Source organism: Rhodococcus sp. DMF-1, from assembly GCF_021441945.1.
GTDB lineage: Bacteria > Actinomycetota > Actinomycetes > Mycobacteriales > Mycobacteriaceae > Rhodococcus > Rhodococcus ruber.
Window position 1 is genome coordinate 2253938 of record NZ_CP090442.1, and the last position, 25730, is coordinate 2279667.

A 25730-nucleotide genomic window follows, 5' to 3' on the forward strand; every position below is an offset into this window, starting at 1 on the left:
GGCCATCGGGTACAGCGGGGTGGTTCAGGACAGGTCGACCTGCGCGACGCGGGCGTCGAGCTGCTCCACGATCTGGGCGACCTCGGCGTCGCCGACGACCCGGTCGACCCGCAGGATCACCGTGGCGCCGGGTCCTTCGACGTCCTGGCTCAGCGCCGCCGCCTGGATGTCGATCCCGGCGTTGCCGAGGACCGTGCCGAGGACCCCGAGCACGCCCGGCCGGTCCTCGTAGTGGACGACGAGGTTGTGGCCCTCGGCACGCAGGTCGAAGCTGCGGCCGTTGATGTTGACGATCTTCTCGATCTGCTGCAGGCCGGTCAGCGCGCCGGTGACTGTGGTGACGAGTCCGTCGGCGGCCACGGCGCGGACCTCCACCGCGCTGCGGTGCGTGGAGGCCTCGCTGTGCTTGTCGACCTCCACACTGACGCCGCGCTGCTCGGCGAGGGCCGGGGCGTTGACGAAGGTGACCGGCTCGTCACTGCTGGCGGAGAACAGACCGCGCAGTGCCGCGAGGCCCAGGATCTCGACATTCTCCGCGGACAGCTCACCGCTGGCGACGACCTGCACGTTCTGCACCGCCTCCGGCGACAGCGTGCCGGCGATGAGACCGAGCTTGCGCACGAGCTCGAGCCACGGTGCGACCTCCTCGCCGACCGGACCGCCGGAGACGTTCACGGCGTCCGGGACGAACTCGCCGGCCAGAGCCAGCAGCACGCTCTTGGCGACGTCGGTGCCGGCGCGGTCCTGGGCCTCGGTCGTGGAGGCGCCCAGGTGCGGGGTGACGACGGTGTTGTCGAGGTCGAACAGCTTCGAGTCCGTGCAGGGTTCGGAGTGGAAGACGTCGAGGCCGGCGGCCCGAACCTTGCCGGAGACGAGGGCGTCGTGGAGGGCGTCCTCGTCGATGAGACCACCGCGGGCGGCGTTGACGATGATGACGCCGTCCTTGGCCCGCGCGAGCCGCTCGGCGTTGATCAGCCCCGCCGTCTCCTTGGTCTTGGGCAGGTGCACGGAGATGAAGTCGGCGCGCTCGATCAGCTCGTCGATGTCGACCAGTTCGATCCCCAGCTGGGCGGCACGGGCCGGCGGCAGGTAGGGGTCGTAGGCGATGACGTGGGTCTCGAAGGCGGCGAGGCGCTGGGCGAACAGCTGTCCGATCCGGCCCAGGCCGACCACGCCGACGGTCTTGCCCAGGATCTCGGTGCCGTTGAAGCTCGACCGCTTCCAGGTGCGCTCACGCAGCGTGCGGTCGGCGGCGGGGATCTGCCGGGCCGTGGCCATCAACAGCGCCACGGCGTGCTCGGCGGCCGAATGGATGTTGGACGTCGGAGCGTTGACGACCATCACACCGCGTTCGGTGGCGGCCGGGATGTCGACGTTGTCGAGGCCGACGCCGGCGCGACCGACGATCTTCAGCTTCGTGGCGGCGGCGAGGACCTCGGCGTCGACCGTGGTCGCCGAACGGACCAGCAGGGCGTCCGCCTCGGGCACCGCCGCGAGCAGCGCGGGACGGTCCGGGCCGTCGACCCAGCGCACCTCGACGCCGTCACCGAGCGCATCGACGGTCGACTGCGCCAGCTTGTCGGCGATCAGGACAACGGGACGGCCATTCTGGCTCACGTGCGAACTCCCCTGTGGTTGGTTTGTCTGACGGGTCGTCGACGGCGCCGCACCCCGAGGTGCGCGAAGCAGCCGTGACCCGGCTCAGTTTAGTGCGTACGTGTCTCTTCCGGACCGCCACCCTGCGAGGCGCAGTGGATTTCGCGACGGGCGTGCCGGCCGGGGCAGCGCCCGGTCGGCGGCACGCGCCGGCCGGTACCGGGTGCGGGAGCTCAGCGCCGACGATTCCTCTTGCGCGGCAGCGACTTCGACACGCGACCCGCGGTGTGATCGGGGTTACCGCGCGGCGCGGGTTCCGGGGACGGCGACGACGCGCGGTGCCGGAAGGCGACGACCGCTGTCCGCACAGTGGGATAGAAGCGGTCGGGGGTGAACCGGTCCCCCACCCCGAACTGTACGAGCCGGTCCTTGATGGGCCCCTTCATGGCGGCGAAGGCCAGGCGGATCTTCCTGCCTGCGAGGTATCGGTCCAGGTCGACGAGTTCGTCGACGGCGGTGGTGTCGAGACCGGTGATCGGTTCGGCAGCGATCACGACCCATTCGACCGGCTCGGGCGACTGCGCGACCAGCGAGCGGACGTAGTCGTCGAAGATCGAACCGTTGGCGAAGAACAGGGGGGCGTCGAACCGCACCAGCAGCAGACCGGGGATGCGATGCCCTTCGGGGTGACGGTTGATGTCGTGGAAGCCCGCGACACGGGTGAGCTCGACGAGCTCGGTGCGGTACGGCGACCATGCGTGCCCCACGACGGCGACGAACGAGAGGCCGATAGCGACGAGGATCCCCTCCAGAACTCCGACGAGCGCCACCCCGAGGAAGGCCGCCGCCGCGAGGCCGGCCTCGATCCGGCTCATCCGCCACATGCGGACCACCCCGCGCACGTCGATGAGCGCCGAGGCCGCGACCAGGACGACCGCTGCGAGCGTCGCCTCGGGCAGATAGGCGGTCACGCCGGGGGCGAGCAGCACGAACAGCAGGACAGCGACGGCGCCGACCACCCCGACGAGCTGGGTGCGGGCGCCGTTCTGCTCGGCGACGGGCGTGCGGGACGAGCTGGCCGAGATGGGGAATCCCCCGAACAGACCGGTCGCGACATTGGCGGCGCCGATGGCCTTCATCTCGGTACTGCCGTCCACGTCGTCGCCGCGGCGGGCCGCGAAGGTCCGCGAGAGCACCCCCGTGTCCGCGAACGCGATGAGCGCGATGCCGGCTGCCGGGCCGAGCAGCGCGAGCACGTCGGCCCAGCTCACCGCGGCCACGGACGGTGCCGGCAACCCGGAGGGCAGCGCCCCGACCATGGCGATCCGCTCCGTCAGGCCCAGCAGCGCGGACACCCCACACGCTCCGGCCACGGCGACCAGGACACCCGGGATGCGCGCCCGCAGGAGGCGGAACGCCACGATCACCACCAGGGACGTCACCCCGACGGCGGTGGCGACGGGGTCGACGTCACCCGCGGCGACCGCGCGGACGATCGCGGCGAGGTCCTGGGGCAGACCCGGTTCGTCGATCGCGAAGCCGAACAGTGTCGGCAGCTGCCCCACCACGACGACCAGCGCGATGCCGTTGAGGTAGCCGAGCCTGATCGGTTTGGACAGCAGTTCGGTGACGAAGCCGAGCCGCAGGAAACCGGCGGCGACGAGGATCACACCCACGAGCAGGGCCAGGACTCCCGCGAGGGCCAGGGCCTCCTGTGGATCGCCGGTCGCGGCGAGCGGGAGCACCGCCGCGGCGATGAGCGGCGCGAGGGCCGAATCGGGACCGAGCACAAGCACTTTCGACGGCCCCAGCAGGGCGTACACCAGCAGCGGGACGATCGTGGCGTACAACCCGGCGTAGGCGGGCAGGCCGGCCGCCGTCGCGTAGCCCATGCCCGCGGGGACGAGCAGCGCGGTGAGCGCCAGACCGGCGGTGAGGTCGGGGCGCAGCCACTCCCGCCGGTAGGTGCGGGCAACGGCGACCCCCGGCAGCTTTCCCAGACCCCAGGACATCAGGGCATTATCCACCCGGGAACGCCGACGGCCCGGCACCACAGCGGTGCCGGGCCGTCGAAGCGGCGGGATCCGATCAGGCGGTCTCGGTGATCGGCCGGTCCACCCAGCTCATCAGGTCGCGCAGCTGCTTGCCGACGACCTCGATGCCGTGCTCGGCGTTCTGCTTACGCAGGCCCTCGAGCTCCTTGTTGCCGCCCTCGACGTTCGCGACGAGACGCTTGACGAAGGTGCCGTCCTGGATGTCCTTCAGGATCTCCTTCATGCGCTCCTTCGTGCCGGCGTCGATGACACGCGGGCCGGAGAGGTAGCCACCGAACTCCGCGGTGTCGGACACCGAGTAGTTCATGCGGGCGATGCCACCCTCGTACATGAGGTCGACGATGAGCTTGAGCTCGTGCAGCACCTCGAAGTACGCCATCTCCGGGGCGTAGCCCGCCTCGACCATGACGTCGAAACCGGTCTTGACCAGTTCCTCGGTGCCACCGCAGAGCACGGCCTGCTCACCGAACAGGTCGGTCTCGGTCTCCTCCTTGAAGGTGGTCTTGATGACGCCGGCGCGGGTGCCGCCGATACCCTTGGCGTAGGACAGCGCCAGCGCCTGGCCCTCCCCCTTCGGGTCCTGGTGGACGGCGATGAGCGCGGGCACGCCCTTGCCGTCGACGAACTGCCGGCGCACCAGGTGGCCGGGGCCCTTCGGGGCGACCATCGCGACCGTGACGAACTCCGGTGCCTCGATGAGACCGAAGTGGATGTTCAGGCCGTGGCCGAAGAACAGCGCGTCGCCGTCCTTCAGATTCGGCGCGATGTCCTCGGTGAAGATCGACGCCTGCGCGGTGTCGGGCGCCAGCACCATGATGACGTCGGCCCACTCGGAGACCTCGGCCGGAGTGCCGACCGCCAGGCCCGCCTCCTCCGCCTTGGCCCGCGACTTCGAGCCCTCCTTCAGGCCGATGCGCACCTCGACGCCCGAGTCACGCAGGCTCAGCGAGTGCGCGTGTCCCTGGCTGCCGTAGCCGATCACCGCGACCTTGCGGCCCTGGATGATCGACAGATCGGCGTCGTCGTCGTAGAACATCTCGACTGCCACAGTTGTTACCTCTCTCAGCAAATAAGGGTGTGTTCAGGCTAACGGGTGGCCGTGATCGACTTCGGACCGCGTCCGACCGCGACGACCCCGGACTGCACGATCTCGCGGATGCCGTAGGGCTCGAGCATCCGCAGCAGGGCGTCGAGCTTGGAGCGGGTACCGGTGGCCTCGATGGTGAGCGATTCGGGCGAGACGTCGATCACCTTGGCGCGGAACAGATTCACCGTCTCGATGACCTGCGTGCGCACGCTCGCGTCCGCCCGCACCTTGATCAGCAGCAGCTCGCGGGCGACCGAGGCATCCTCTTCCTGCTCGACGATCTTGATGACGTTCACGAGCTTGTTGAGCTGCTTGGTCACCTGCTCGAGCGGAAACTCGTCGACGGTCACGACGATCGTCATGCGGGAGATCTCCGGGATCTCGGTGCCGCCCACCGCGAGGGACTCGATGTTGAACCCGCGGCGGGAGAACAGGCTCGCCACGCGGGCCAGCACGCCCGGCTTGTCCTCGACGAGAACGCTGAGGGTGTGACTGGTGCTCACTGACGATCCTCTCCTGGTGCTGCGGCACCGCGCTGTTCCGGGTGCCGCTCGTGCTCGAGTGCCTCGTGGATGACGGCCGGCTCCGCGGCCGCCTCGTCCTCGTCGAAGAGCGGACGGATGCCCCGCGCCGCCATGATCTCGTCGTTGCTGGTGCCGGCGGCGACCATCGGCCACACCTGGGCGTCCTGACCGACGATGAAGTCGATGACGACCGGACGGTCGTCGATGGACTGCGCCCGGCGGATCGCCTCCTCGACGTCCTCCTCGCGCTCGACCCGGATGCCGACACAGCCGAGAGCCTCGGCCAGCTTGACGAAGTCGGGGATGCGCAGGGTGTGGGTGGACAGATCGGTGTTCGAGTACCGCTCCTCGTAGAACAGCGTCTGCCACTGCCGGACCATGCCGAGGTTGCCGTTGTTGATGAGTGCGACCTTGATCGGCACACCCTCGACCGCGCAGGTCGCCAGCTCCTGGTTCGTCATCTGGAAGCAGCCGTCACCGTCGATGGCCCACACCTCGGCGTCGGGCACACCCATCTTGGCGCCCATGGCCGCCGGCACGGCGTAGCCCATGGTGCCCAGCCCACCGGAGTTGAGCCAGGTGCGCGGCTTCTCGTAGTCGATGAACTGCGCAGCCCACATCTGGTGCTGCCCGACGCCGGCGCAGTAGATCGCGTCCGGTCCGGCGAGCTTGCCGACCATCTGGATCACGTACTCCGGCGAGAGCATGCCGTCGGCCGGCCGGTCGTAGCTGAGCGGGTAGGTGCGCCGGATCCCGTCGAGGTACTCCCACCACTGGGCGTAGTCGAGCGTGGTACCCGTCGCGAGATCCGCCCGGATCGCCTCGATCAGCTCGACGATCACCTCCTTGCAGTCACCCACGATCGGCACGTCGGCGTGCCGGTTCTTGCCGATCTCGGCCGGGTCGATGTCCGCGTGGATGACCTTCGCGTCGGGCGCGAACGAGTCGAGCTGACCGGTGACGCGGTCGTCGAACCGTGCACCGAGCGTGATCAGCAGATCGGACTTCTGGAGGGCGGCGACCGCCGCGACGGTGCCGTGCATGCCGGGCATGCCGCAGTTGAGCTGATGGGTGTCGGGGAAGGCGCCGCGGGCCATGAGAGTCGTGACGACCGGGATACCGGTGAGCTCGGCCAGCTCGAGCAGCTCCGGAGAGGCCTCCGCCTTGATCACGCCGCCGCCGATGTACAGCACGGGCGACTTCGCCTCGGCGATCAGGCGGGCGGCCTCACGGACCTGCTTGCCGTGCGGCTTGGTGACGGGACGGTAGCCGGGCAGGTGCATCTCCGGCGGCCAGCTGAAGGTGGTCTGGGCCTGCAGGATGTCCTTCGGGATGTCCACCAGGACGGCCCCCGGACGGCCGGATGCGGCGAGGTAGAACGCCTCGGCGAGGACGCGGGGGATCTCGGCTCCGTCGGTCACGAGGAAGTTGTGCTTGGTGACGGGCATGGTGATGCCCGAGATGTCGGCCTCCTGGAAGGCGTCGGTGCCGATCAGACCGCGGCCGACCTGACCCGTGATCGCCACGACGGGAACGGAGTCCATCTGCGCGTCGGCGAGCGGGGTGACGAGGTTCGTGGCGCCGGGGCCGGAGGTGGCCATGCACACGCCGACCTTGCCGGAGGCCTGGGCGTATCCGGTCGCGGCGTGGCCCGCGCCCTGCTCGTGGCGGACCAGCACGTGCCGGACCTTCTGCGAGTCGAACAGCGGATCGTAGACGGGAAGGATCGCACCGCCCGGAATGCCGAAGACCGTGTCGACGTCGAGCTCCTCGAGGGCTCGGACCACCGACTGGGCGCCGGTGACCCGCTCGGGGGCGACCTGGCGTCGGGTACCGGGCTGGGCGGCCGCGGCCGCGGGCGACGGGGCCGCAGCCCCGGGCTTGCGCGGCGACGGTTGAGGCCTTGCGGTTGGTGCGCTCACTGCGATTCCTCTGGTTCTGGCTCCGGGCAACAAAAAACCCCCGTCAGCAGCATCTGCTGTACGAGGGTGGCGCGTCGTGGGCGAGTTGCGAGAAGCGGCTCAGGCGACGACGCGCCGGCCGATTACGAGCAACCCATTCTGATTCACGCGCTCGACGGTAGGCGCGCGAACGTCCGACAGTCAACTTGGTTCGGTCACCTGTCCCAGAATGTGAGATGCCTCGGCTGCAATGGGAAGATGGTGAGGTGTCATCTCCACAGCAGCCCGTGCCACCACGCCCATCATCCCATACGGCGGAACAGCAGCCGCAGGTCATCCAGATTTCCCGGCTCGCCCTGCTCGCGTGCGGGTTCGTGCTGCTCGGAGTGGCCTCTCCGGCGCTGGCCTGGCCCGCCGCGTTCGGCTGGATGGTGGTGATCCCGTTCCTCGTCGCCGCGTGGGTGCTGCGGGTGCGCACCGTCGTCGGCCCCGAGGGCATCACGGCCCGATCCGCGTTCTCCACCCGGACGCTCGCGTGGGACGAGCTCGACGGGCTGCGGTTCCCCAAGCGGGGCTGGGCACGCGCGCGCCGCACCGACGGCACCGAGGTACCCCTCCCGGTCGTCACGTTCGGCCGCCTCCCCCAGCTCGCCGCGGGCAGCGGCGGGCGCATCACCGACCCGTACGCCGCCGCGCACGACGCGCAGGCACGGGAACAGGCCGCGGACACCGAGCCGGACGCGGACGTCGAGTCGAAATAGCACACGGGTAGATTCGACGTCGCCCAGGCCCGCTCCCGCCCCGCCCGGGGGAGCCCGGCCCCCGGTGTCGCCGCGCCCGCGCAGCATGCAGCCCGAAGAGCCCTAGCCCCCGAGGAATCCGATGCCCCCGTTGAGGTCACGCACCACCACCGCCGGACGCAATGCCGCCGGGGCCCGCGCACTGTGGCGCGCCACCGGCATGACCGACTCCGACTTCGGCAAACCGATCGTCGCGATTGCGAACTCCTACACGCAGTTCGTGCCCGGCCATGTCCACCTCAAGGACGTCGGCGACATCGTCGCCGAGGCGGTCCGGGCCGCGGGCGGTGTACCGCGAGAGTTCCACACCATCGCCGTCGACGACGGCATCGCCATGGGTCACGGCGGCATGCTGTACTCCCTGCCCAGCCGCGAGATCATCGCCGATTCGGTGGAATACATGGTCAACGCGCACACCGCCGACGCGCTGGTGTGCATCTCCAACTGCGACAAGATCACCCCGGGCATGCTCAACGCTGCGATGCGCCTGAACATCCCGACGGTGTTCGTCTCGGGCGGTCCGATGGAGGCGGGCAAGGCGGTGGTCGTCGGCGGTGTCGCACAGGCCCCCACCGACCTGATCACGGCGATCTCGGCGTCGGCCAACGACGCCGTCACCGACGAGGGCCTCGACGAGGTCGAGCGCAGCGCCTGCCCGACGTGCGGGTCGTGCTCGGGCATGTTCACCGCGAACTCGATGAACTGCCTGACCGAGGCGCTCGGACTGGCACTGCCCGGCAACGGCTCGACGCTGGCCACGCACTCCGCACGCCGCGCGCTGTTCGAGCGGGCCGGGACCACGGTCGTCGAGGCGGCGCTGCGCTGGTACCGGGACGAGGACGAGTCGGTCCTGCCGCGCAACATCGCCTCCCCCGCCGCGTTCCGGAACGCCATGGCGCTCGACGTCGCGATGGGCGGCTCGACCAACACCGTGCTGCACACGCTCGCCGCCGCGCAGGAGGGCGAGGTCGACTTCGACCTCACCACGATCGACGCGATCAGCCGCAAGGTGCCGTGCCTGTCGAAGGTCTCCCCCAACTCGGACTACCACATGGAGGACGTCCACCGGGCCGGCGGCATCCCGGCGATCCTCGGTGAGCTGCGCCGGGGCGGCCTGCTCGAGACGGACGTGACCACCGTCCACACCGCGAGCTTCGACGAGTGGCTCGACACGTGGGACATCCGTTCCGGCAAGGCCTCCGACGAGGCCGTCGAGCTGTTCCACGCGGCTCCCGGCGGCGTCCGCACCACCGAGCCCTTCTCCACCGACAACCGCTGGTCGTCGCTGGACACCGACGCCGCAGGCGGCTGCATCCGGGACGTCGAGCACGCCTACACCGTCGAGGGCGGACTCGTCGTCCTGCGCGGCAACCTCGCCCCGGACGGTGCGATCCTCAAGACCGCCGGCATCGACGAGGATCTGTTCACCTTCGAGGGCCCGGCGCTCGTCGTCGAGTCGCAGGAGGAGGCCGTCTCGATGATCCTCGGCAAGAAGGTGCAGCCCGGTGACGTGGTGGTGGTCCGCTACGAGGGACCCGCGGGCGGCCCCGGCATGCAGGAGATGCTGCACCCCACCGCGTTCCTCAAGGGCGCGGGCCTGGGCAAGCAGTGCGCCCTGATCACCGACGGCCGCTTCTCCGGTGGCACCTCCGGGCTGTCGATCGGGCACATCTCGCCCGAAGCTGCGTCCGGTGGGGTCATCGGTCTGCTCGAGAACGGCGACCGGATCCGGATCGACGTTCCCTCGCGCACCCTCGAGGTCCTCGTCGACGACGCCGTTCTCGCCGAGCGGCGCGCCAAGATGGAGGCGTCGGAGCGGCCGTGGCAGCCGGTCGACCGGCAGCGCACGGTCACCACCGCCCTGCGCGCCTACGCCGCGTTGGCCACCTCGGCCGACAAGGGGGCCGTCCGGAAGGTGCCGTAGGCACCGGTGTGTCCTTCGGGCTGCCCTGGCCGCCCGAAGGACACACCGGCCGCGTCAGCGGCCGAACAGCCAGAGGCAGACCCCGGCGGCGACGCCGAGCAGCAGTGCGACGAAGGAGCCGATGAACGGCCGGGTCGCCCAGCCGCGGGTGCCGTCGATCGCGATGCGGCCCGGACCGGTCAGGACGATCACGGCCGCAGTGGCCGCGAGCAGGGTCTCGTACTCGACCCCGGCGGGCGCGAAGTACTGCAGTCCCGGCTCGGCGGACTGCCGGAACAGCCACGCGTTGATCATGATCGCCAGCACTGCGGCGGCGGCCAGCGGGGTGAGCAGCCCGAGGATCAGCAGCGCTCCGGCCGCGACCTCCCCCACCGCGCCGAGCACCGCGAGCAGGGCCGGACGCTGGTAGCCGGCGTCGGCGAGCATCGCCTCGAACCCGTCCATGCCGGGACCGCCCCACAAACCGGTCAGCTTCTGCAGCCCGTGCACCACCATCGTGCCGCCGACGACGAGCCGCAGCACGAGCAGCCCCAGGTCCAGGGTGCCGCGCCGCGCCTCGGCCGGACCGGTCGACACCCCCGCCTCCGCGTCGCCGGCGGCCGCGGTCGCGCCGCCGGGCTCGTACCGGTACAGCTGCTCGGTCGGCGCGACGCCGGAGTCCTCGTAGCCGTACTGCGCCGGCCGGTCGAAGGCGGAGTTGTCGAGGTCGAGGTCGTCGTCGGATTCGAGCATCGACGAACGAGGGCGCCGCAACTCCAGCGTGGGTTCGTCGTAGGGACTCGACACCGGCTCCGCGGCATCCTGCGGCGTCGGCTCCGGGATGTGGTCTTTCGCCTTGTCGGTCACCGAACCAGGGTAGGTCGACCGGGTGGGCCGACCCGGGAACCGAGGCGGGGCGCGCCGCCCCGGTAACGTCATGGACATGACGAGGCGCGCGAGAGTCGGTGGGTCGCGACGGATGCGAACGACGGTCGCGTCGATCGTGGGTCTGCTCGCCCTCACCACGTCGTGCGCCCGGTTCGACGACGCAACCACCACGCCGTTCACCCCGGAACCGAGTTTCGACGCGGGCGCCGAACTCGAACCGCTCGAACCCCCGACGGCAACCACGACGACGGGCGCACCGCCCACACCGCCGGGCCCGTGTCAGGACCCCGATCCCGCGGTGGTCGCCACCTGTCTCGATACCACCGGCGGACTGGTCACCCTGCCCGACGGCGGTTCCGCTCTCGTCGCGGAGCGGCGCACGGGCCGGATCCTGCGGGTGGCGCCGCAGACGGAGCCGGTGGAGGTGGCGACCGTGCCGGTCGACGGATCCGGCGACGGCGGGCTGCTCGATCTCGCGCTGTCGCCGACCTACGACGAGGATCGGCTGCTCTACGCCTACATCACCACCCCGACCGACAACCGCGTCGTGCGGCTCGCCGCGGGCGACGTCCCCAAGCCCGTGTTCACCGGGATCCCGCGGGGGGCGAGCGGGAACGCGGGCGCGCTCGAGTTCACCTCCCCCACCGACCTGGTGGTGCTGACCGGCAACGCCGGAGATGCGGCCGCGGCGGCTGATCCGGGGTCGCTCGCCGGGAAGCTGCTGCGCATGCCCGTGCCGGCGCCGGGTGCGGCTGCCACGCCGTCGGTCGTGCTGTCCGGGATCGGGACGGCGGGTGACGTGTGCCGGGACCCCGCCGGAAACCTGTGGATCACCGACCGCACCGTCCTCGAGGACCGGCTGCAGCGTGTCGACGTGGACGGCGCGGTGAGTGCATCCCCGGCGTGGACGTGGCCCGAGCGTCCGGGCGTGGCCGGATGCGCGGCCGGCGCGGACGCCGTCGCGGTGTCGCTGACGGACGGCAAGGCGGTGGCGGTGGTTGCCGTCGACCCCGGAACCGGGGCGGTGACGGCCGCGCCCGTGACGGCCGTGCAGGACCGCTACGGCCGGCTCGGCGGCGCGGCGGTGGGTGGCGACGGGCAGCTGTGGGTGTCCACCGTCAACAAGTCCGGCGGCGAACCGGGCCCGAACGACGATCGGGTCGTGCTGATCCAGTTCCCCGCGGGGGGCGGCGGCTTCGACTAGCCGGAACCGTTCGGCACGGGTCCTTCACGACAGCGTGAAGGGCGGCTCGGCCGCGTCGGTGAACGCGCCGCTCACGTTGCCCAGCAGACCCGGTTTCGACAGGTCGAGCCTGCGGCAGGTCGAGAAGTCCAGGTCGGCCGACCGGGTCCACACGATGTTCGGGCTGAACGACGACTCGAACATGTACAGTCCCTCGGTCAGGTCCGTCAGCGTGCGCCAGATCGTCATCGAGATGTTCGGCCGTTGCGGATCGGGCTCGCCGAACGGTTGCGCGACGTTGCGCATGACGCTCAGCAGCGCCGCATACGCACGGGTCGGCGTCGCCACGGCGGGCAGCCGGCCGAGATAGTAGCTTGCCCGGACGAAGCGGTCGGACGCTTCCGTCGTACCCGGCAGCGGCTCGGATCCCCCGAAGCCGGTGAAGTTCTTCCGGAGTTCGATCTGCTCGTCGTACGGCGGCGAGTTCGTCATCACGGTGTGTGCGCGGTCGTGGTGTACCCGCAGCGTTCCCCCGATGTGCTCGAGGATCAGGGAGTCGCCGTTCGCGTCCTCGAGGGCGAGATGCACGGTTGCGGGACGCTGGGACCGCGGTTCGATCAGCGGACGGACCTGGAAGGGCCGGTCGGCCATCAGCGCGAGACACTCGTCGACGGTCCCGCACAGGTCCAGGAAGATCTGCGGCCACAGGGACACCGCGAGCGCGGGAATATCCGGGTTCCGTTCCCCGAAATCGGCTTCCGCGAGCCACAGCACGTGGGCGGCCAGACCGGCCTCGTTGATCCCGTCGCTCGTGGCGTTGTCCCAGACGGTGGCCACCAGGCTGCCGTAGCGGGCCGTCCAGGCCATGGGGTCGGGATCACGGTCGTGCCCGATCCGGTCGGCCCCGCGCGGCAGCGACCACAGGTTCGTGTCCATCTCCTCGCGCCAGTCCATGTTCCGGCCGACGAGAACGCCGTGCCCGCTTCCGGTCCACATTGCCCGAGTGCACATTGATCCTCCACGATGTCCGACGGGAAAACCGGCCGCCCGTGCGCCGCGAGCGTCGACCCGCTCCCCGCGACGACAGTGACGATACGGACGTTTCGGTCGAATCTCAGCACTTTCGCGGAGGACCCGCACCCCCGACGATCCGAATCACTCGACTTCCACTGTGTGGCAACTGCTTCCGTCACACTTCCCCGCTCAGCCCGCGACGGTGCAACAATGTCGCCGATCGGTCCGAAGCAGTGGCACGCCCGAGGGAGGGGCCCGCATGACCACACGCCTGAATCCGTACATCAGCTTTCGCGACAATGCCCGCCAGGCCATGGAGTTCTACCGATCCGTGTTCGGCGGAGAACTGGACCTGAGCACGTTCGCGGAGATGCACGCGAGCGACGACCCGTCCGAACAGGACAAGATCATGCATTCGATGCTGGCGAGCCCGAACGGTCTCGTCCTGATGGCGGCGGACACCCCCAACCAGATGAGCCACAACCCGGGAGACAACATCTCGATCTCGCTCAGCGGCGACGACGAGGCCGAGCTGCGTGGCTACTGGGACAAGCTGAGCGACGGCGGAACCGTTGCCATGCCGCTCGAGCGAGCACCGTGGGGCGACCAGTTCGGCATGTGCACCGACAGGTTCGGCATCCAGTGGATGGTGAACATCGCCGGCGAATCGCAGTAGACACACGAGAGAGGGTGGCCTGCCGTCCCGGCGGGCCACCCTCTCTCGTGGAAGAACATGTCCTGAAAGAACTCAGCTGCAGGCGGCGAGCACGAGCTCCTTGACCAGGGCCGGGTCGGCCTGACCACGGGTAGCCTTCATCACGTCGCCGACGATCTTGCCGGCCGCCTGGACCTTGCCGCTGCGGATCTTGTCGGCGATGTCGGGGTTGGCGGCCAGCGCCTTCTCCACCTCCGACTTGATCAGCGAGTCGTCGCGCACGACCACCAACTCGGGGTGGGCAGCGAGGATCTGCTTCGGGTCGCCCTCTCCGGCGAGCACGTAGTCGACGACCTTGCGGGCGAGCTTGTTGGTGAGCGTGCCGTCGGCGACGAGGGCGATCACCTCTGCGACCTGCACCGGGGTGATGGGCAGCTCGACGAGTTCGACGCCGCGGCTGTTGGCCTGCTGCGCAAGGTAGGCGACCCACCAGGACCGCGACTCCGAGGCCGGGGCACCGGCCTCGGTGGTGGCGATGATCAGGTCCAGGGCGCCGGCGTTGACGAGGTCACGCATCTCCTCGTCGGAGATGCCCCACTCGGCCTGGATCCGGGCGCGCCGCAGCCACGGCAGCTCGGGCAGGGTGGCGCGCAGTTCCTCGACCCACTCCGTGCTCGGAGCGATCGGTTCGAGGTCCGGTTCCGGGAAGTAGCGGTAGTCCTCCGCCGTCTCCTTGCGCCGGCCCGGGGAGGTGGTGCCGTCCGCCTCCTGGAAGTGCCGGGTCTCCTGCACCACGGTGCCGCCCGCGGTCAGAACCGCGGCCTGGCGGCGCATCTCGTACCGCACGGCGACCTCGACCGACTTCAGGGAGTTGACGTTCTTCGTCTCGGTCCGCGTGCCGAACTCCGCCGCTCCGATCGGATTGAGCGAGACGTTGGCATCGCACCGCATCGAGCCCTGGTCCATGCGCACGTCGGACACGTCGAGGGCCTTCAGCAGGTCCCGCAGCGCGGTGACGTAGGCGCGGGCGACCTCGGGGGCGCGCTCGCCGGCACCGACGATCGGCTTGGTGACGATCTCGATGAGCGGCACCCCGGCCCGGTTGTAGTCGAGCAGCGAGTGGCTCGCCCCGTGGATGCGGCCCGTGGCGCCACCCACGTGCAGCGACTTGCCGGTGTCCTCCTCCATGTGCGCGCGCTCGATGTCCACGCGCCACGTGGTGCCGTCGTCGAGGACCACGTCCAGGTGGCCGTCCGTGGCGATCGGCTCGTCGTACTGCGAGATCTGGTAGTTCTTCGGCTGGTCCGGGTAGAAGTAGTTCTTCCGCGCGAACCGGCCCCACGGCGTGATCGAGCAGTTCAGCGCCAGCCCGATGCGGATCGCCGACTCCACCGCCGCCTGGTTGACCACGGGCAGCGAACCGGGCAGACCGAGGCACACCGGGCACACCTGGGTGTTCGGTTCGGCTCCGAACGTGGTCGGGCACGGGCAGAACATCTTGGTGGCGGTGTGCAGCTCGACGTGCACCTCCATGCCCATCACGGGCTCGAACTTCGCGAGCACCTCGTCGTAGGCGAGCAGATCATCGGACATGGCGGCAGTCATGGGCTCGATTTTAGACGGTGCCGACATCCGGCGATCCGGCGCTCACGCCCGGCGTGAGCTCACCCGAAGATGATGCGCATCTCCTCGTAGCGGTCCTTCGGCACCCGCTTGTGGTTGGCGAGCGCCTCGTCGAAACCGACCCGGACGATGTCGGTTCCGTGCAGCGCCACCATGTGGCCCCACTCCTCGTCGGCGACGAGATCGGTGACCGCCATACCCAGGCGGGTGGCGAGTACCCGATCGAAGGCCGTGGGCACGCCGCCCCGCTGGATGTAGCCGAGGATCGTGGCACGGGTCTGGATGCCTGTCCGTTCCTCGATCATCGGGGCGAGGACGTCGGCGATGCCGCCGAGCCGCGGCCGGTCGAACTCGTCGCGTCCCTTGTCGGAGTACGCCTCGGCCATGTCCGGCAGGGTGAATCCCTCCGCGACCACCACCATCGGGGCGCGGCCGCGGTCCCGGACGCTGGTGACCCACTCGCAGATCTGCTCGATGCTCTCGGGTTGTTCGGGGATGAGGATGGCGTGGGCGCCCCCGGCCGTGCCGGAGTGCAGCGCGATCCATCCTGCCTCCCGGCCCATCACCTCGAGGACCATGCAGCGCTTGTGCGAGTTGCCGGTGGTGCGCAGCCGGTCGATCGCCTCGGTGGCGATCTCGACGGCGGTGTCGAAGCCGAAGGTGTAGTCCGTCTGGCCGAGATCGTTGTCGATCGTCTTGGGCACCCCGACGATCCGGATGCCCTCCTCGAACAACCGCTTGGAGGCGGCGGCCGTGCCCTCGCCGCCGATGGCGATCACGGCGTCGACGCCCATGCGCTCGAGTGTGCGGGCGATGTTCTCGGCGCCGCCGTCCGGCCCCTGGTAGGGGCCGAACCGGCTGGTGCCCAGGATGGTGCCACCCTGATGCGACAATCCGCGGACCTTGCTGCGGTCCAAGGGGATCGCATCGCCTTCCACCAATCCGCGCCAGCCGTCGAGGAACCCGACGAACTCCTGGTCGTAGACGGTCCTCCCCTTGAGGACCGCTCCGCGGATCACCGCGTTCAGGCCGGGGCAGTCCCCGCCGCTGGTGAGAATGCCGATGCGCGTCATTCGTTCCTCCGTGCAGGTTGTCGGTGGTCCTCCCGGCAATACTGCCCCGGCCCGGCGCCCGCGGCATCCCGATCGCGGGCGTCGCTCACCCGGGCACGACCAGTCCGGACTCGTATGCCAGCACCACCGCCTGTGCCCGGTCCCGCAGGTGCAACTTCCCGAACACCTTCCCCACGTGCGTCTTGACCGTCTGCTCGGCGACGAACAGGTGAGCGGCGATCTCCTGGTTCGACAGTCCACGCGCGATCAGCTCGAGCACCTCACGTTCGCGCGGGGTGAGCGCGTCGAGTGCCCGCTCGCGGCCGCGGCGCGGCGATCGCCGGCGGGTGACGTCCGCGATGAGGCGGCGGGTGACGGTCGGGGCGAGTAGCGCCTGGCCGTCGGCGACGACGCGGACCGCCCGGATCAGTTCCTCGGCGGGCGCGTCCTTGAGCAGGAACCCGCTGGCGCCGAGGCTCAGTGCCTCGTAGACGTAGTCGTCGATGTCGAACGTGGTGAGCATCAGGACCCGCGTCGGCGGATCGATCCGCCCGGCGAGGATGTGCCGGGCCGCGTCGAGTCCGTTCATCTCCGGCATCCGGACGTCCATCAGGACCACGTCGGGTCGCAGGCGGGCCGCCTCTGCGACGGCCCGCCGGCCGTCCGGAGCGTCGCCGACCACGCTGATGTCGGGTTGGGCAGCGAGCAGCGCGCCGAAGCCCTGCCGAACCATGGCCTGGTCGTCGGCGATCAACACGGTGATGGGGGTCGGGTCCGTCACGGCCTCAGCCTAGGCGGCCTGGACGCGCGGCAGCTGCGCGCGCACCTCGAAACCACCGCCCGGGGCGGGATGGGCGACGAGGTGGCCTCCGACCGCCAGGGCCCGGTCGACCATGCCGCGGATGCCGTTCCCGCCGCTGCGGTCCCCCGACCCGGGTCCCGCCCGCCCGGGGCCGTTGCACACGGTCACGCTCACCTCGTCCGGCCCGTAGCCCACGCGGACCCGCACCGGCGCACCGGAGGCGTGGCGGGCGGCATTGGCGAGCGATTCCTGCAGGATGCGGTACACCGTCAGGGCCGTGGCGTCCGAGACGCCGGACGGGTCACCGTTCTCCGCGGTGGACAGGACCATGCCGGCGCGGCGCGCCCCCTCGAACAGGTCCCCGAGCCGGTCCAGGCCGGGCTGCGGGTCCTGCGCCCGTTCGTCGCCGGCGGCCCTGTCGTCGGGGAGGTTCTCGCTCCGGAGCACCCCGAGCATGCCGCGCACCTCGTTCAGCGCCTCGCGCGCGGTCGCCCCGATGGAGTCGAATTCGGCGCGCACCGGCTCGGAAACGTCCGGCAGACGGTACGGGGCGCTCTGCGCCTGGACCACGACGAGGGACATGTGGTGCGCGACGATGTCGTGCAGGTCTCGGGCGATGCGGGCCTTCTCCTCGAGGATCGCCCGGCGGGCCCGTTCGAGTTCGCTGAGCTCCTCCTGCCGGGCAAGCTGGCGGCGGGACAGCACGAGCCACCGCACGAGCAGGCCGAACACCGCCATCGCGCTCAGGCCGAGTGCCCACCCCCAGCCGTTCTGCCCCGGCACGTGGGTGAAGAACAGCACCACGGTGGCCGCCCACACGAGCCCGGCGACCTGCAGGGGAGCGCGCATGCTCACCGCGACGAGAAGCGCGCACAGCACGAGGATGTGCACCACCTGCCAGGGGTAGTCGTAGCCGGGGGCGAGGTCGAAGGCGCGGGGGATCGCCAGCGCGGCCCCGGCCGAAACCGCCCAGCCGAGGGCGGGATCGGTCCGGATCGCCACGAACGGCCAGGCCGCGAGCGCCGCGACGACGGGCATCAGCGCGACGGGCACCTCGTGGGTGAGGTGCAGGGTGGGCCACGCGACCGCATACAGGATCAGGGTCACCGCCACGATCGCGATCGTCCACCGACGGCCGCGGCCGTGTTCTCTCGTCCAGCGCACGGCACCACGGTAGGTCCGGGGCGTGGGCACTGTCGTCATACCGGGGAGTGAGAGCCGCCTGGCCCCGTGGCGGTAGACGCTCGTGGCCGGACCGCTCCGTCGCGGGATCTCCGGCAGTCCCCGCCGTCCCTAACGTCCGCCACATGCGCAGACCACCGATGACAGCACTTCTGGGCACGGCCGCAGCGCTGTGTCTGGGAACCGCGTGGGCACAGCCCGCTCCGCCCGCGCAGCCGGATCCGGGCGCCGTGATTGCGACAGTGGCGGCACTGTCCGAGGGCGACACCGGGGCGGCGCTCGACGCCTTCCCGGACGGCTTCGAGCCGGCGATGCACTATCGACCGGTCACCGAGGACGGGATCCTGGTGGACCCGCTCGGCGGCTGCTCCTCCCCCGTCCCCCTGCCGGACTTCTTCGAAACGCCCTGCCGGGAGCACGATCTCGGATACGACCTGTTGCGGTACGCGCGGTCGTCGGGACACGAACCGGGTCCGCAGGCGCGGCGCGGCCTGGACGCCCGGCTGAGCCGGCAGCTGCACGAGGCGTGCCGCGCGACGGCGCCCGGCGACGACTGGTGCGGCGTCACTGCGACTGTGGCTTCGTTTGCAGTGCGGGTGAATTCGTGGCGGCAAGGCGACGGGGCCCCGGTCCCCGAGTCACCGCTTCCGTACGCGGCCGCGGTGTGGGCGCTGGTTGCGGCGGCGCGATGGACGCCCCGATGAGCGGGCGCGCGACGTCCCCCGGCGCGGGGTTCGACGTCCTCGCACGGCGCTGCCCGCGGGTGGCGGCGACCGTGGCGGTGACGGTGGCGGTGTGGGTCTCGCTCGCGCCGTCGCTGCTGCCCCGTCCGGCCCTGGCGCAGGCCGCGGTCTCGGGATGCGCCGCCGCAGCCGCGGCGGGAGCCGCCGGCCTGTGCCGCCGGCGGAACGCGGGATCCGCGCGCCCGGTGGCGCGGGCGGTGGCGCTGCTCGCCGCGGCCGTCGCGCTGGGGTGGACGGTTCTCGCGGCGGCGCAGTGGCAGGACGGGTTGCGGGCCGCGATGGGGCGGCCCCCGACGGGGACGGGGCACTGGATCGTCGTGTGCGTGTGCTCCTCGTGCATACTCGGCGCGACACGGGTGCTCGGCCGGGTTCCGGAGGCGTGGCGGCGGCGGGCGGACGTCCGCGCGGGCGTCGCCACGGCCGCCGCGGTGACGCTGGGAGCGGTCGTCGCGGTTGCTCCCGTCGGGGCCGGGCCGGCGTACCCGGACACGGCGCCCGTCGCCGCCACCGCGGCCGGGAGCCCGTCGTCGCTGGTGGCATGGCAGTCACTGGGCGACGAGGGCCGCCGTTTCGTGAGCGCCGACGCTCGAGCGATCCGCACGTACGTGGGGCTCGGATCCGCCCCGGACGTCCGGTCGCGCGCAGCGCTGGCCGTCCGCGAGCTCGAGCGCGCGGGCGGGTTCGCACGCGCCCACGTCGTAGTGGTGGTGCCCACCGGTTCGGGGTGGGTCGACCCCGGCGCGGTGCGGGGGTTCGCCGCGCTGTTCGGCGGCGACGTCGCGCTCGTCGCGCAGCAGTACTCGTCCGCACCCAGCTGGGTGACGTTCCTGTTCGACCGGGACGCGGCCGCGGAGTCGGCCCGCGCCCTGCTCACGTCGGTGCGTTCCCGCATCGATGCCCTGGACCCGGTCCGGCGTCCGCAGGTGCACGTGTACGGGCAGAGCCTCGGCGCGGTCGGGGGCAGCGCCGCCCTGGCGTCGACGGCGACGGGTCCGTGCGCGGCGATCTGGGCCGGCCCACCGGCGGGCGCGGTGCGCACGGACGGGGCGGCCGTCACCGCGAACACGTCGGATCCGGTGGTGTGGTGGCGACCCTCGCTGCTGTGGTCACCGCCCGATCTGTCCCGTGCGCGACGCGACGCGCCCGTGCCGCGGTGGCTGCCGGTGGTCAGCTTCGTGCAGGCGACGCTGGATCTGCCGGTGGCGCTGGACGCGCCCCCGGGTCACGGGCACCGCTACGGCCCGGACCAGGCCCGGTGCGACCGCCCCTGACGGCGGCAGTCGCACCGGGGACCCGGGCTCAGGCGACGATCGGGCCGCGGGCGGCCTCGAACGCGGCGCCGACGCGGTAGAGCCGTTCGTCGGCGAGCGCCGGGGCCATGATCTGCAGACCGACGGGCAGCCCGTCGTCGGCGGACAGCCCGGACGGAACGGACATCGCGCAGTGTCCGGCGAGGTTGGTCGGGAGCGTGCACAGATCCGACAGGTACATCGCCAGCGGGTCGTCGACCTTCTCGCCGATCTTCCACGGGGTGAACGGGCTGGTCGGCGAGACGAGGACGTCGACCTGCTCGTACGCCTTCTCGAAGTCCCGCGCGATGAGGGTGCGGACCTTGAGCGCCTGCCCGTAGTAGGCCTCGTAGTAGCCGGAGGACAACGCGTAGGTGCCGATCATGATGCGGCGCTTGACCTCCTTGCCGAACCCGGCGGCCCGGGTGGCGGCCATGACCTGCTCGGCGCTCATCGTGCCGTCGTCGACGCGCAGGCCGTAGCGCATGGCGTCGAAGCGGGCCAGATTGGACGAGACCTCGGACGGCAGGATCAGGTAGTACGAGGCGAGCGCGTATTCGAAGTGCGGGCAGGAGACCTCGACGACCTCGGCGCCGAGCGCGGTGAGTTCGGCCACGGCCGCGTCGAACGACGCCAGCACGCCCGGCTGGTAGCTGTCCGAGTGCAGTTCCTTGACGACCCCGATGCGCAGACCCTTCAGGTCGCCCTGCGCGCCCTGGCGGGCGGCCTCGACGACGGGCCGGACGGGTGCGTCCACCGACGTGGAGTCGCGCGGGTCGTGTCCGGCGATCACCTCGTGCAGCAACGCCGTGTCGAGCACGGTGCGGCCGCACGGGCCGCCCTGGTCGAGCGACGAGGCGCAGGCGACGAGACCGAACCGGGAGACCGTGCCGTAGGTGGGCTTGGTGCCGACCGTGGCGGTGACGGCGGCAGGCTGGCGGATCGACCCGCCGGTGTCGGTGCCGATGGCCAGCGGTGCCTGATAGGAGGCCAGCGCGGCTGCCGAACCGCCACCGGACCCACCGGGGATACGGGTGGTGTCCCACGGGTTGCGGGTGGGTCCGTACGCCGAGTTCTCGGTGGACGAGCCCATGGCGAACTCGTCCATGTTGGTCTTGCCCAGGATCGGGATGCCCGCCTGCCGCAGCTTCGTCGTCAGGGTCGCGTCGTACGGCGACATCCAGCCCTCGAGGATCTTCGAGGCACACGTGGTGGGCATGTCGGTCGTGGTGAACACGTCCTTGAGGGCGATCGGGACACCGGCGAGCGGCGAGGCCGGGCTCTCCCCCGCCGCGACCGCGCGGTCCACCTCGGCCGCCGCGGCCAGCGCCTGGTCGCTCGCCACGTGCAGGAACGCGTGGTACTCGCCGTCGACCTCGGCGATGCGGTCGAGGTGCGCACGAGTCACCTCGACCGACGACAGGTCGCCGGAGTGGATGCGTTCGGCGAGATCGGCCGCGGACAGCCGGGTGAGATCGGTGCTCATTCGCCCTCCCCCAGGATCTGCGGGACGGAGAAGCGGCCGTCCTCGACCAGCGGGGCGGCGGCGAGCGCCTGTTCCGGAGTCAGACCCGGGTGCACCTCGTCGGGGCGGGTCACGTTGGTCACCGCGTTCGGGTTGGCCATCGGCGCCACATCGTCCGCGGCCACCTCCGACACAGCCTTGACGTGGCTGAGGATCGTATCCAGCTGGCCGGCGAACTCGTCGAGTTCGGCGTCGGTCAGCGCGAGCCGGGACAACCGGGCGAGGTGCGCGACCTCGTCACGGGAGATGGCAGGCACCTTCGGTGACCCCTTTCCGATGAAGAAACGAACGTGCCGTCCAGGGTAGTGCGTGCCGAACGGCACGGTTTCGCCGGTTCCCCGGACCGTCGCCGGCCGCCCGCCGTGTTGCAGTTCGGAGAAACACCTGTGTCGTTCGTGTGACAACGCGCGCGTGACCGGCGGTTTCCCGGCTCGCCTCGGTGCCGCCGTGCGGGACCGGCGTCCGGCGGGGGTGCGGGAGTGAAAAGATGGTGTCCGTCGCCGGCCGCCCGCCTCGGCCGTGACTTCGGAACCGGGAAAGGACGCTCGTGTCGTACCTGTTACGCGTCCAGCTTCCCGATCGTCCCGGCAGCCTCGGCTCACTCGCCGTTGCGCTCGGGTCGGTCGGTGCGGACATCCTCTCGCTCGACGTCGTCGAGCGCGGTGCCGGCTTCGCGATCGACGATCTCGTCGTCGACGTCGATGCCGGTTCGCTGCCGGACACGCTCATCACGGCCGCCGAACGCCTCGAGGGCGTCACGGTGGACTCGATCCGGCCCTATGCGGGAATCCTCGACACCCACCGCGAACTCGAGCTGATCGACCAGGTCGCCACCGCCCGCCACGACCGGTTGCAGGTGCTCGTCGACGGTGCACCCCGGGTGCTGCGCGTCGGCTGGGCGACCGTCGTGGACACCGGCCCGCACGGCGCGTACCGGGTGGTGGGCAGTTCCGGTGCCCCCGAGACCCGGCCGGCGGACGTGCCGTGGATGCCGCTCGAGAAGCCGATGCTGCTCGACCACGAGGGCGAGTGGGTGCCCGACCTGTGGCGGACGATGAACACGACCCTGGCGGCGGCGCCGCTGGGCACCCACGGGCGGGTACTGATGCTCGGCCGGCCCGGCGGCCCGGAGTTCCGCCCGTCCGAGGTGGCCCGGCTCGGCTACCTGGCCGGCATCATCGGCACCGTCCTCGGCTGAGCGGACGGCTCAGACCAGTTCGCGCACCAGGGTGGTCAGCTCCACGCCGGGGACCGGCGCCCAGTCCCGCTCGGTGACCGGGACGAATCCGTTGCGGTCGTAGATGCGGCGCGCCTCGACCATGTCCGGCTGGGTGGACAGCACCACCGCGCGATCACCGCGGTCGTACGCGGTGTCGAGGACGTGCCGCACCAGCGCCGACCCGACCCCGCGCCCGCGTGCCGACGCCGCGACGGCCAGCATCCGGAACTCGAGTTCGCCCTTCTCGGCGATGTTCGCGAAGCGTGATGCCGGTTCGGCCAGCGTCACCGACCCGACGATCTCGCCGTCGGCCAGTGCGATCACCACCTCGGCGTGTTCGTCGCGGGTGGCGGTGTCGCGCAGACGCTCGGCGTACGGGTCGTCGGGCTCGACGAATCCGCCGCCGACGTACACGTCGACGGTGAGGGCGCCGACGGCGTCGTACTCGTCCGGGCTCACGCGTCTGATCTCGATCACTCGAGGACTATCGCAGTGCCCACCCCCTCCGCCCAAACGGTTCCCGCGCGATCCTCGTCACACCGGCACCGGCCGCCGGTCAGCTCTCGAGCTCGCCGAACTCCTCCTCGATCGCGTCCGTGCCACCCGAGACGCCGGCCGGGCCGAGCTCGAGCAGGCGGCGGAACCCCTCCTCGTCGAGGACAGGGACGCCCAGCTCGGCCGCCTTGTCGGCCTTCGTTCCCGGCGCGTCCCCGACGACGACGAACGCGGTCTTCTTCGACACCGAGCCGGCCGCCTTGCCACCGCGGAGCAGGATCGCCTCCTTGGCCTGATCCCGTGAGAACCCCTCGAGCGAGCCGGTGACGACGATCGACAGACCCTCGAGTGTGCGTTCGACGGATTCGTCGCGCTCGTCGAGCATGCGCACCCCGGCCGCGCGCCACTTCTCGACGATCGCGACGTGCCAGTCGACCGCGAACCATTCGCCCAGCGCCGCTGCGATGGTCGGTCCGACCCCCTCCACTGCGGCGAGCTCGTCGACGGACGCCTCCCGGATCCGGTCGAGGCTGCCGAACTCGGTGGCCAGTGCCCGCGCGGCGGTCGGGCCGACGTGCCGGATCGACAGCGCGACCAGCACCCGCCACAGCGGCTTGTCCTTGGCCGCGCGAAGATTCGCGAGCAGGCGGGCGCCGTTGGCGGACAGTGCCCCTGCCTTCGTGCGGAAGAGCGAGGTGCGCAGCAGGTCGTCGGCGGTCAGGTCGAACAGGTCGCCCTCGTCGGCGATGACCCCGGCCTCGAGCAGCGCGGTGGCCGCCTCGTACCCGAGCGCCTCGATGTCGAACGCGCCGCGGCCCGCGACGTGGAAGACCCGCTCGCGCAGCTGCGCCGGGCAGTACCGCTGGTTGGGGCAGCGCAGGTCCACGTCGCCCTCCTTGGCGGGGGCGAGCGGTGTCCCGCACTCGGGGCATTCGGCGGGCATGACGAACTCGCGTTCGGTGCCGTCACGCAGGTCCACGACCGGTCCGAGCACCTCGGGGATGACGTCACCGGCCTTGCGGAGCACCACGGTGTCGCCGATCAGCACCCCCTTGCGTGCGACCTCCGACGCGTTGTGCAACGTGGCGAGGGAGACGGTCGATCCGGCGACCGTGACCGGTTCCATGTAGGCGAACGGGGTGACCCGGCCGGTGCGGCCGACGCTGACGCGGATGTCGAGCAACTTCGTGGTCACCTCCTCCGGCGGGTACTTGTAGGCGATCGCCCACCGGGGCGCGCGCGAGGTGCTGCCGAGCCGCCGCTGCAGGGACACCTCGTCGATCTTGACCACGAGCCCGTCGATCTCGTGTTCGACGTCGTGGCGGTGTTCACCCCAGTACCGCATCCGGGTGAGGACCTCGTCGACGCCGACGACACGGGCGGTGTGCCCGGAGACGGGCAGCCCCCAGGCGGCGAGGGCGGCGTAGGACTGCGACAGCGACACCGGCTCGAATCCCTCGACGTGGCCGAGCCCGTGGCAGATCATCCCGAGGCGCCGTCGCGCGGTCACCGCAGGGTTCTTCTGCCGCAGCGATCCGGCCGCCGTGTTGCGCGGATTGGCGAACGGGGCCTTGCCCTCGGCGACGAGGGCGGCGTTGAGCGCGTGGAAGTCCTCGAGCCGGAAGTACACTTCGCCCCGCACCTCGAGCACGCGGGGAATCGGGAATTCCTCGGTCGCGGTGAGTCTTTCGGGGATGTCGTCGATCGTGAGAGCGTTGAGCGTGACCTCCTCGCCGGTGCGGCCGTCGCCGCGGGTGGCGGCCCGGCGCAGCCGGCCGTCCTCGTACACCAGGCTCAGCGCGACGCCGTCGATCTTCACCTCGCAGAGGTAGTGCAGGTCCGGGCCGGTCTCGGCTTCCACGCGGGAGACCCAGGCCCGCAACTCGTCCTCGGTGAAGACGTTGTCGAGGCTGAGCATCCGTTCGAGGTGGTCGACGGCGGTGAAGTCGGTGGCGAAGCCGCCCCCGACGAGCTGGGTGGGGGAATCGGGGACGCGCAGGTCCGGGTAGTCGTCCTCGAGCTGCTTCAGCGCGCCGAGCAACTGGTCGAAGGCACCGTCGGAGATGATCGGCGCATCGCGCACGTAGTAACGGAACTGGTGCTCGCGCACCTCCTCCGCGAGTTGCTGCCAGCGCTCACGCACGTCGGGCGGAGCTTGGGTGGGCGCGTCCGTCGATTCACTCACGCCGGAAAGA

General features: G+C 71.0%; 22 protein-coding genes. 7 read left to right on the plus strand and 15 right to left on the minus strand.

Translation table 11 applies throughout. The features are described from left to right. Window positions 1-24: 24 nt before the first annotated feature. The 5 genes from serA to LZP97_RS10385 form a co-directional block, all read right to left on the minus strand. A complete protein-coding gene (serA, locus tag LZP97_RS10365; protein WP_010596566.1) occupies window positions 25-1617 on the minus strand; it encodes a phosphoglycerate dehydrogenase in 1593 nt (530 codons plus the stop codon). Between the two features lie 212 nt (window positions 1618-1829). Next, entirely contained in the window at window positions 1830-3608 is a 1779-nt protein-coding gene (locus tag LZP97_RS10370; protein ID WP_010596567.1) for a SulP family inorganic anion transporter, read from the minus strand. Window positions 3609-3684: 76 nt separating this feature from the next. Next, window positions 3685-4686, minus strand: coding sequence for a ketol-acid reductoisomerase (gene ilvC / locus LZP97_RS10375; RefSeq protein ID WP_029540232.1), 1002 nt, complete (start codon window positions 4684-4686; stop codon window positions 3685-3687). A 50-nt stretch (window positions 4687-4736) separates the two neighbouring features. Beyond that, the gene (gene ilvN, locus LZP97_RS10380; protein ID WP_010596569.1) at window positions 4737-5240 is read right to left on the minus strand and encodes an acetolactate synthase small subunit; all 504 of its coding nucleotides are present in this window, start codon (window positions 5238-5240) and stop codon (window positions 4737-4739) included. Further along, window positions 5237-7183, minus strand: a complete 1947-nt coding sequence (locus tag LZP97_RS10385; protein WP_026137646.1) for an acetolactate synthase large subunit — start codon at window positions 7181-7183, stop codon at window positions 5237-5239. The genes ilvN and LZP97_RS10385 overlap by 4 nt, the downstream gene beginning before the upstream one ends. A gap of 266 nt (window positions 7184-7449) precedes the next feature. On the opposite strand from LZP97_RS10385, the gene LZP97_RS10390 reads away from it, so the two are divergent. After that, on the plus strand, window positions 7450-7923 hold the full coding sequence (locus tag LZP97_RS10390) for a PH domain-containing protein (RefSeq protein WP_040275068.1): 474 nt from the start codon (window positions 7450-7452) through the stop codon (window positions 7921-7923). A gap of 121 nt (window positions 7924-8044) precedes the next feature. Then, entirely contained in the window at window positions 8045-9886 is a 1842-nt protein-coding gene (ilvD, locus tag LZP97_RS10395) for a dihydroxy-acid dehydratase (RefSeq protein WP_010596572.1), read from the plus strand. Window positions 9887-9940: 54 nt separating this feature from the next. Here ilvD and LZP97_RS10400 read toward each other — a convergent pair whose 3' ends face one another. Next, entirely contained in the window at window positions 9941-10732 is a 792-nt protein-coding gene (locus LZP97_RS10400) for a DoxX family protein (protein WP_040275066.1), read from the minus strand. A 112-nt stretch (window positions 10733-10844) separates the two neighbouring features. Between LZP97_RS10400 and LZP97_RS10405 the strand changes: the two genes are divergently transcribed. Further along, window positions 10845-11957 carry a PQQ-dependent sugar dehydrogenase gene (locus LZP97_RS10405; RefSeq protein ID WP_082061363.1) on the plus strand — a complete coding sequence of 371 codons (1113 nt, stop codon included), beginning with the start codon at window positions 10845-10847 and terminating at the stop codon, window positions 11955-11957. Window positions 11958-11981: 24 nt separating this feature from the next. Here LZP97_RS10405 and LZP97_RS10410 read toward each other — a convergent pair whose 3' ends face one another. Continuing rightward, entirely contained in the window at window positions 11982-12932 is a 951-nt protein-coding gene (locus LZP97_RS10410) for a linear amide C-N hydrolase (RefSeq protein ID WP_048770795.1), read from the minus strand. A 277-nt stretch (window positions 12933-13209) separates the two neighbouring features. On the opposite strand from LZP97_RS10410, the gene LZP97_RS10415 reads away from it, so the two are divergent. After that, window positions 13210-13626 (plus strand): VOC family protein, encoded by a 417-nt coding sequence (locus tag LZP97_RS10415; RefSeq protein ID WP_010596576.1) that lies wholly within the window; start codon window positions 13210-13212, stop codon window positions 13624-13626. A gap of 72 nt (window positions 13627-13698) precedes the next feature. Here LZP97_RS10415 and gatB read toward each other — a convergent pair whose 3' ends face one another. From gatB to LZP97_RS10435, 4 genes are all read right to left on the minus strand, one after another. Beyond that, the gene (gene gatB, locus LZP97_RS10420; protein ID WP_017682349.1) at window positions 13699-15210 is read right to left on the minus strand and encodes an Asp-tRNA(Asn)/Glu-tRNA(Gln) amidotransferase subunit GatB; all 1512 of its coding nucleotides are present in this window, start codon (window positions 15208-15210) and stop codon (window positions 13699-13701) included. A gap of 59 nt (window positions 15211-15269) precedes the next feature. After that, window positions 15270-16301 carry a 6-phosphofructokinase gene (locus tag LZP97_RS10425; protein WP_010596578.1) on the minus strand — a complete coding sequence of 344 codons (1032 nt, stop codon included), beginning with the start codon at window positions 16299-16301 and terminating at the stop codon, window positions 15270-15272. An 85-nt stretch (window positions 16302-16386) separates the two neighbouring features. Beyond that, window positions 16387-17061: a response regulator gene (locus tag LZP97_RS10430; RefSeq protein WP_010596579.1), complete on the minus strand. Its 675-nt coding sequence runs from the start codon at window positions 17059-17061 to the stop codon at window positions 16387-16389. 9 nt (window positions 17062-17070) lie between these two features. Continuing rightward, window positions 17071-18285 carry a sensor histidine kinase gene (locus tag LZP97_RS10435; protein WP_082061362.1) on the minus strand — a complete coding sequence of 405 codons (1215 nt, stop codon included), beginning with the start codon at window positions 18283-18285 and terminating at the stop codon, window positions 17071-17073. Window positions 18286-18389: 104 nt separating this feature from the next. On the opposite strand from LZP97_RS10435, the gene LZP97_RS10440 reads away from it, so the two are divergent. Both LZP97_RS10440 and LZP97_RS10445 read left to right on the plus strand, forming a co-directional pair. Next, window positions 18390-18968: a hypothetical protein gene (locus tag LZP97_RS10440; RefSeq protein ID WP_225222834.1), complete on the plus strand. Its 579-nt coding sequence runs from the start codon at window positions 18390-18392 to the stop codon at window positions 18966-18968. Continuing rightward, window positions 18953-20278, plus strand: a complete 1326-nt coding sequence (locus tag LZP97_RS10445; RefSeq protein WP_010596582.1) for an alpha/beta-hydrolase family protein — start codon at window positions 18953-18955, stop codon at window positions 20276-20278. The genes LZP97_RS10440 and LZP97_RS10445 overlap by 16 nt, the downstream gene beginning before the upstream one ends. 28 nt (window positions 20279-20306) lie before the next feature. Here the strand turns inward: LZP97_RS10445 and gatA are convergent, their stop codons facing one another. Both gatA and gatC read right to left on the minus strand, forming a co-directional pair. Beyond that, the gene (gene gatA / locus LZP97_RS10450; protein ID WP_017680823.1) at window positions 20307-21782 is read right to left on the minus strand and encodes an Asp-tRNA(Asn)/Glu-tRNA(Gln) amidotransferase subunit GatA; all 1476 of its coding nucleotides are present in this window, start codon (window positions 21780-21782) and stop codon (window positions 20307-20309) included. After that, window positions 21779-22078, minus strand: a complete 300-nt coding sequence (gatC, locus tag LZP97_RS10455) for an Asp-tRNA(Asn)/Glu-tRNA(Gln) amidotransferase subunit GatC (protein WP_003936975.1) — start codon at window positions 22076-22078, stop codon at window positions 21779-21781. The genes gatA and gatC overlap by 4 nt, the downstream gene beginning before the upstream one ends. A gap of 290 nt (window positions 22079-22368) precedes the next feature. Here gatC and LZP97_RS10460 point away from each other — a divergent pair, with 290 nt between their 5' ends. Then, window positions 22369-23019 (plus strand): amino acid-binding protein, encoded by a 651-nt coding sequence (locus LZP97_RS10460; protein WP_010596585.1) that lies wholly within the window; start codon window positions 22369-22371, stop codon window positions 23017-23019. Window positions 23020-23028: 9 nt separating this feature from the next. Here the strand turns inward: LZP97_RS10460 and LZP97_RS10465 are convergent, their stop codons facing one another. Together LZP97_RS10465 and ligA are read right to left on the minus strand one after the other, a co-directional pair. Then, window positions 23029-23517: a GNAT family N-acetyltransferase gene (locus tag LZP97_RS10465; protein WP_010596586.1), complete on the minus strand. Its 489-nt coding sequence runs from the start codon at window positions 23515-23517 to the stop codon at window positions 23029-23031. 79 nt (window positions 23518-23596) lie between these two features. Beyond that, a complete protein-coding gene (gene ligA / locus LZP97_RS10470) occupies window positions 23597-25720 on the minus strand; it encodes an NAD-dependent DNA ligase LigA (protein WP_026137779.1) in 2124 nt (707 codons plus the stop codon). Between the last annotated feature and the right edge of the window lie 10 nt (window positions 25721-25730).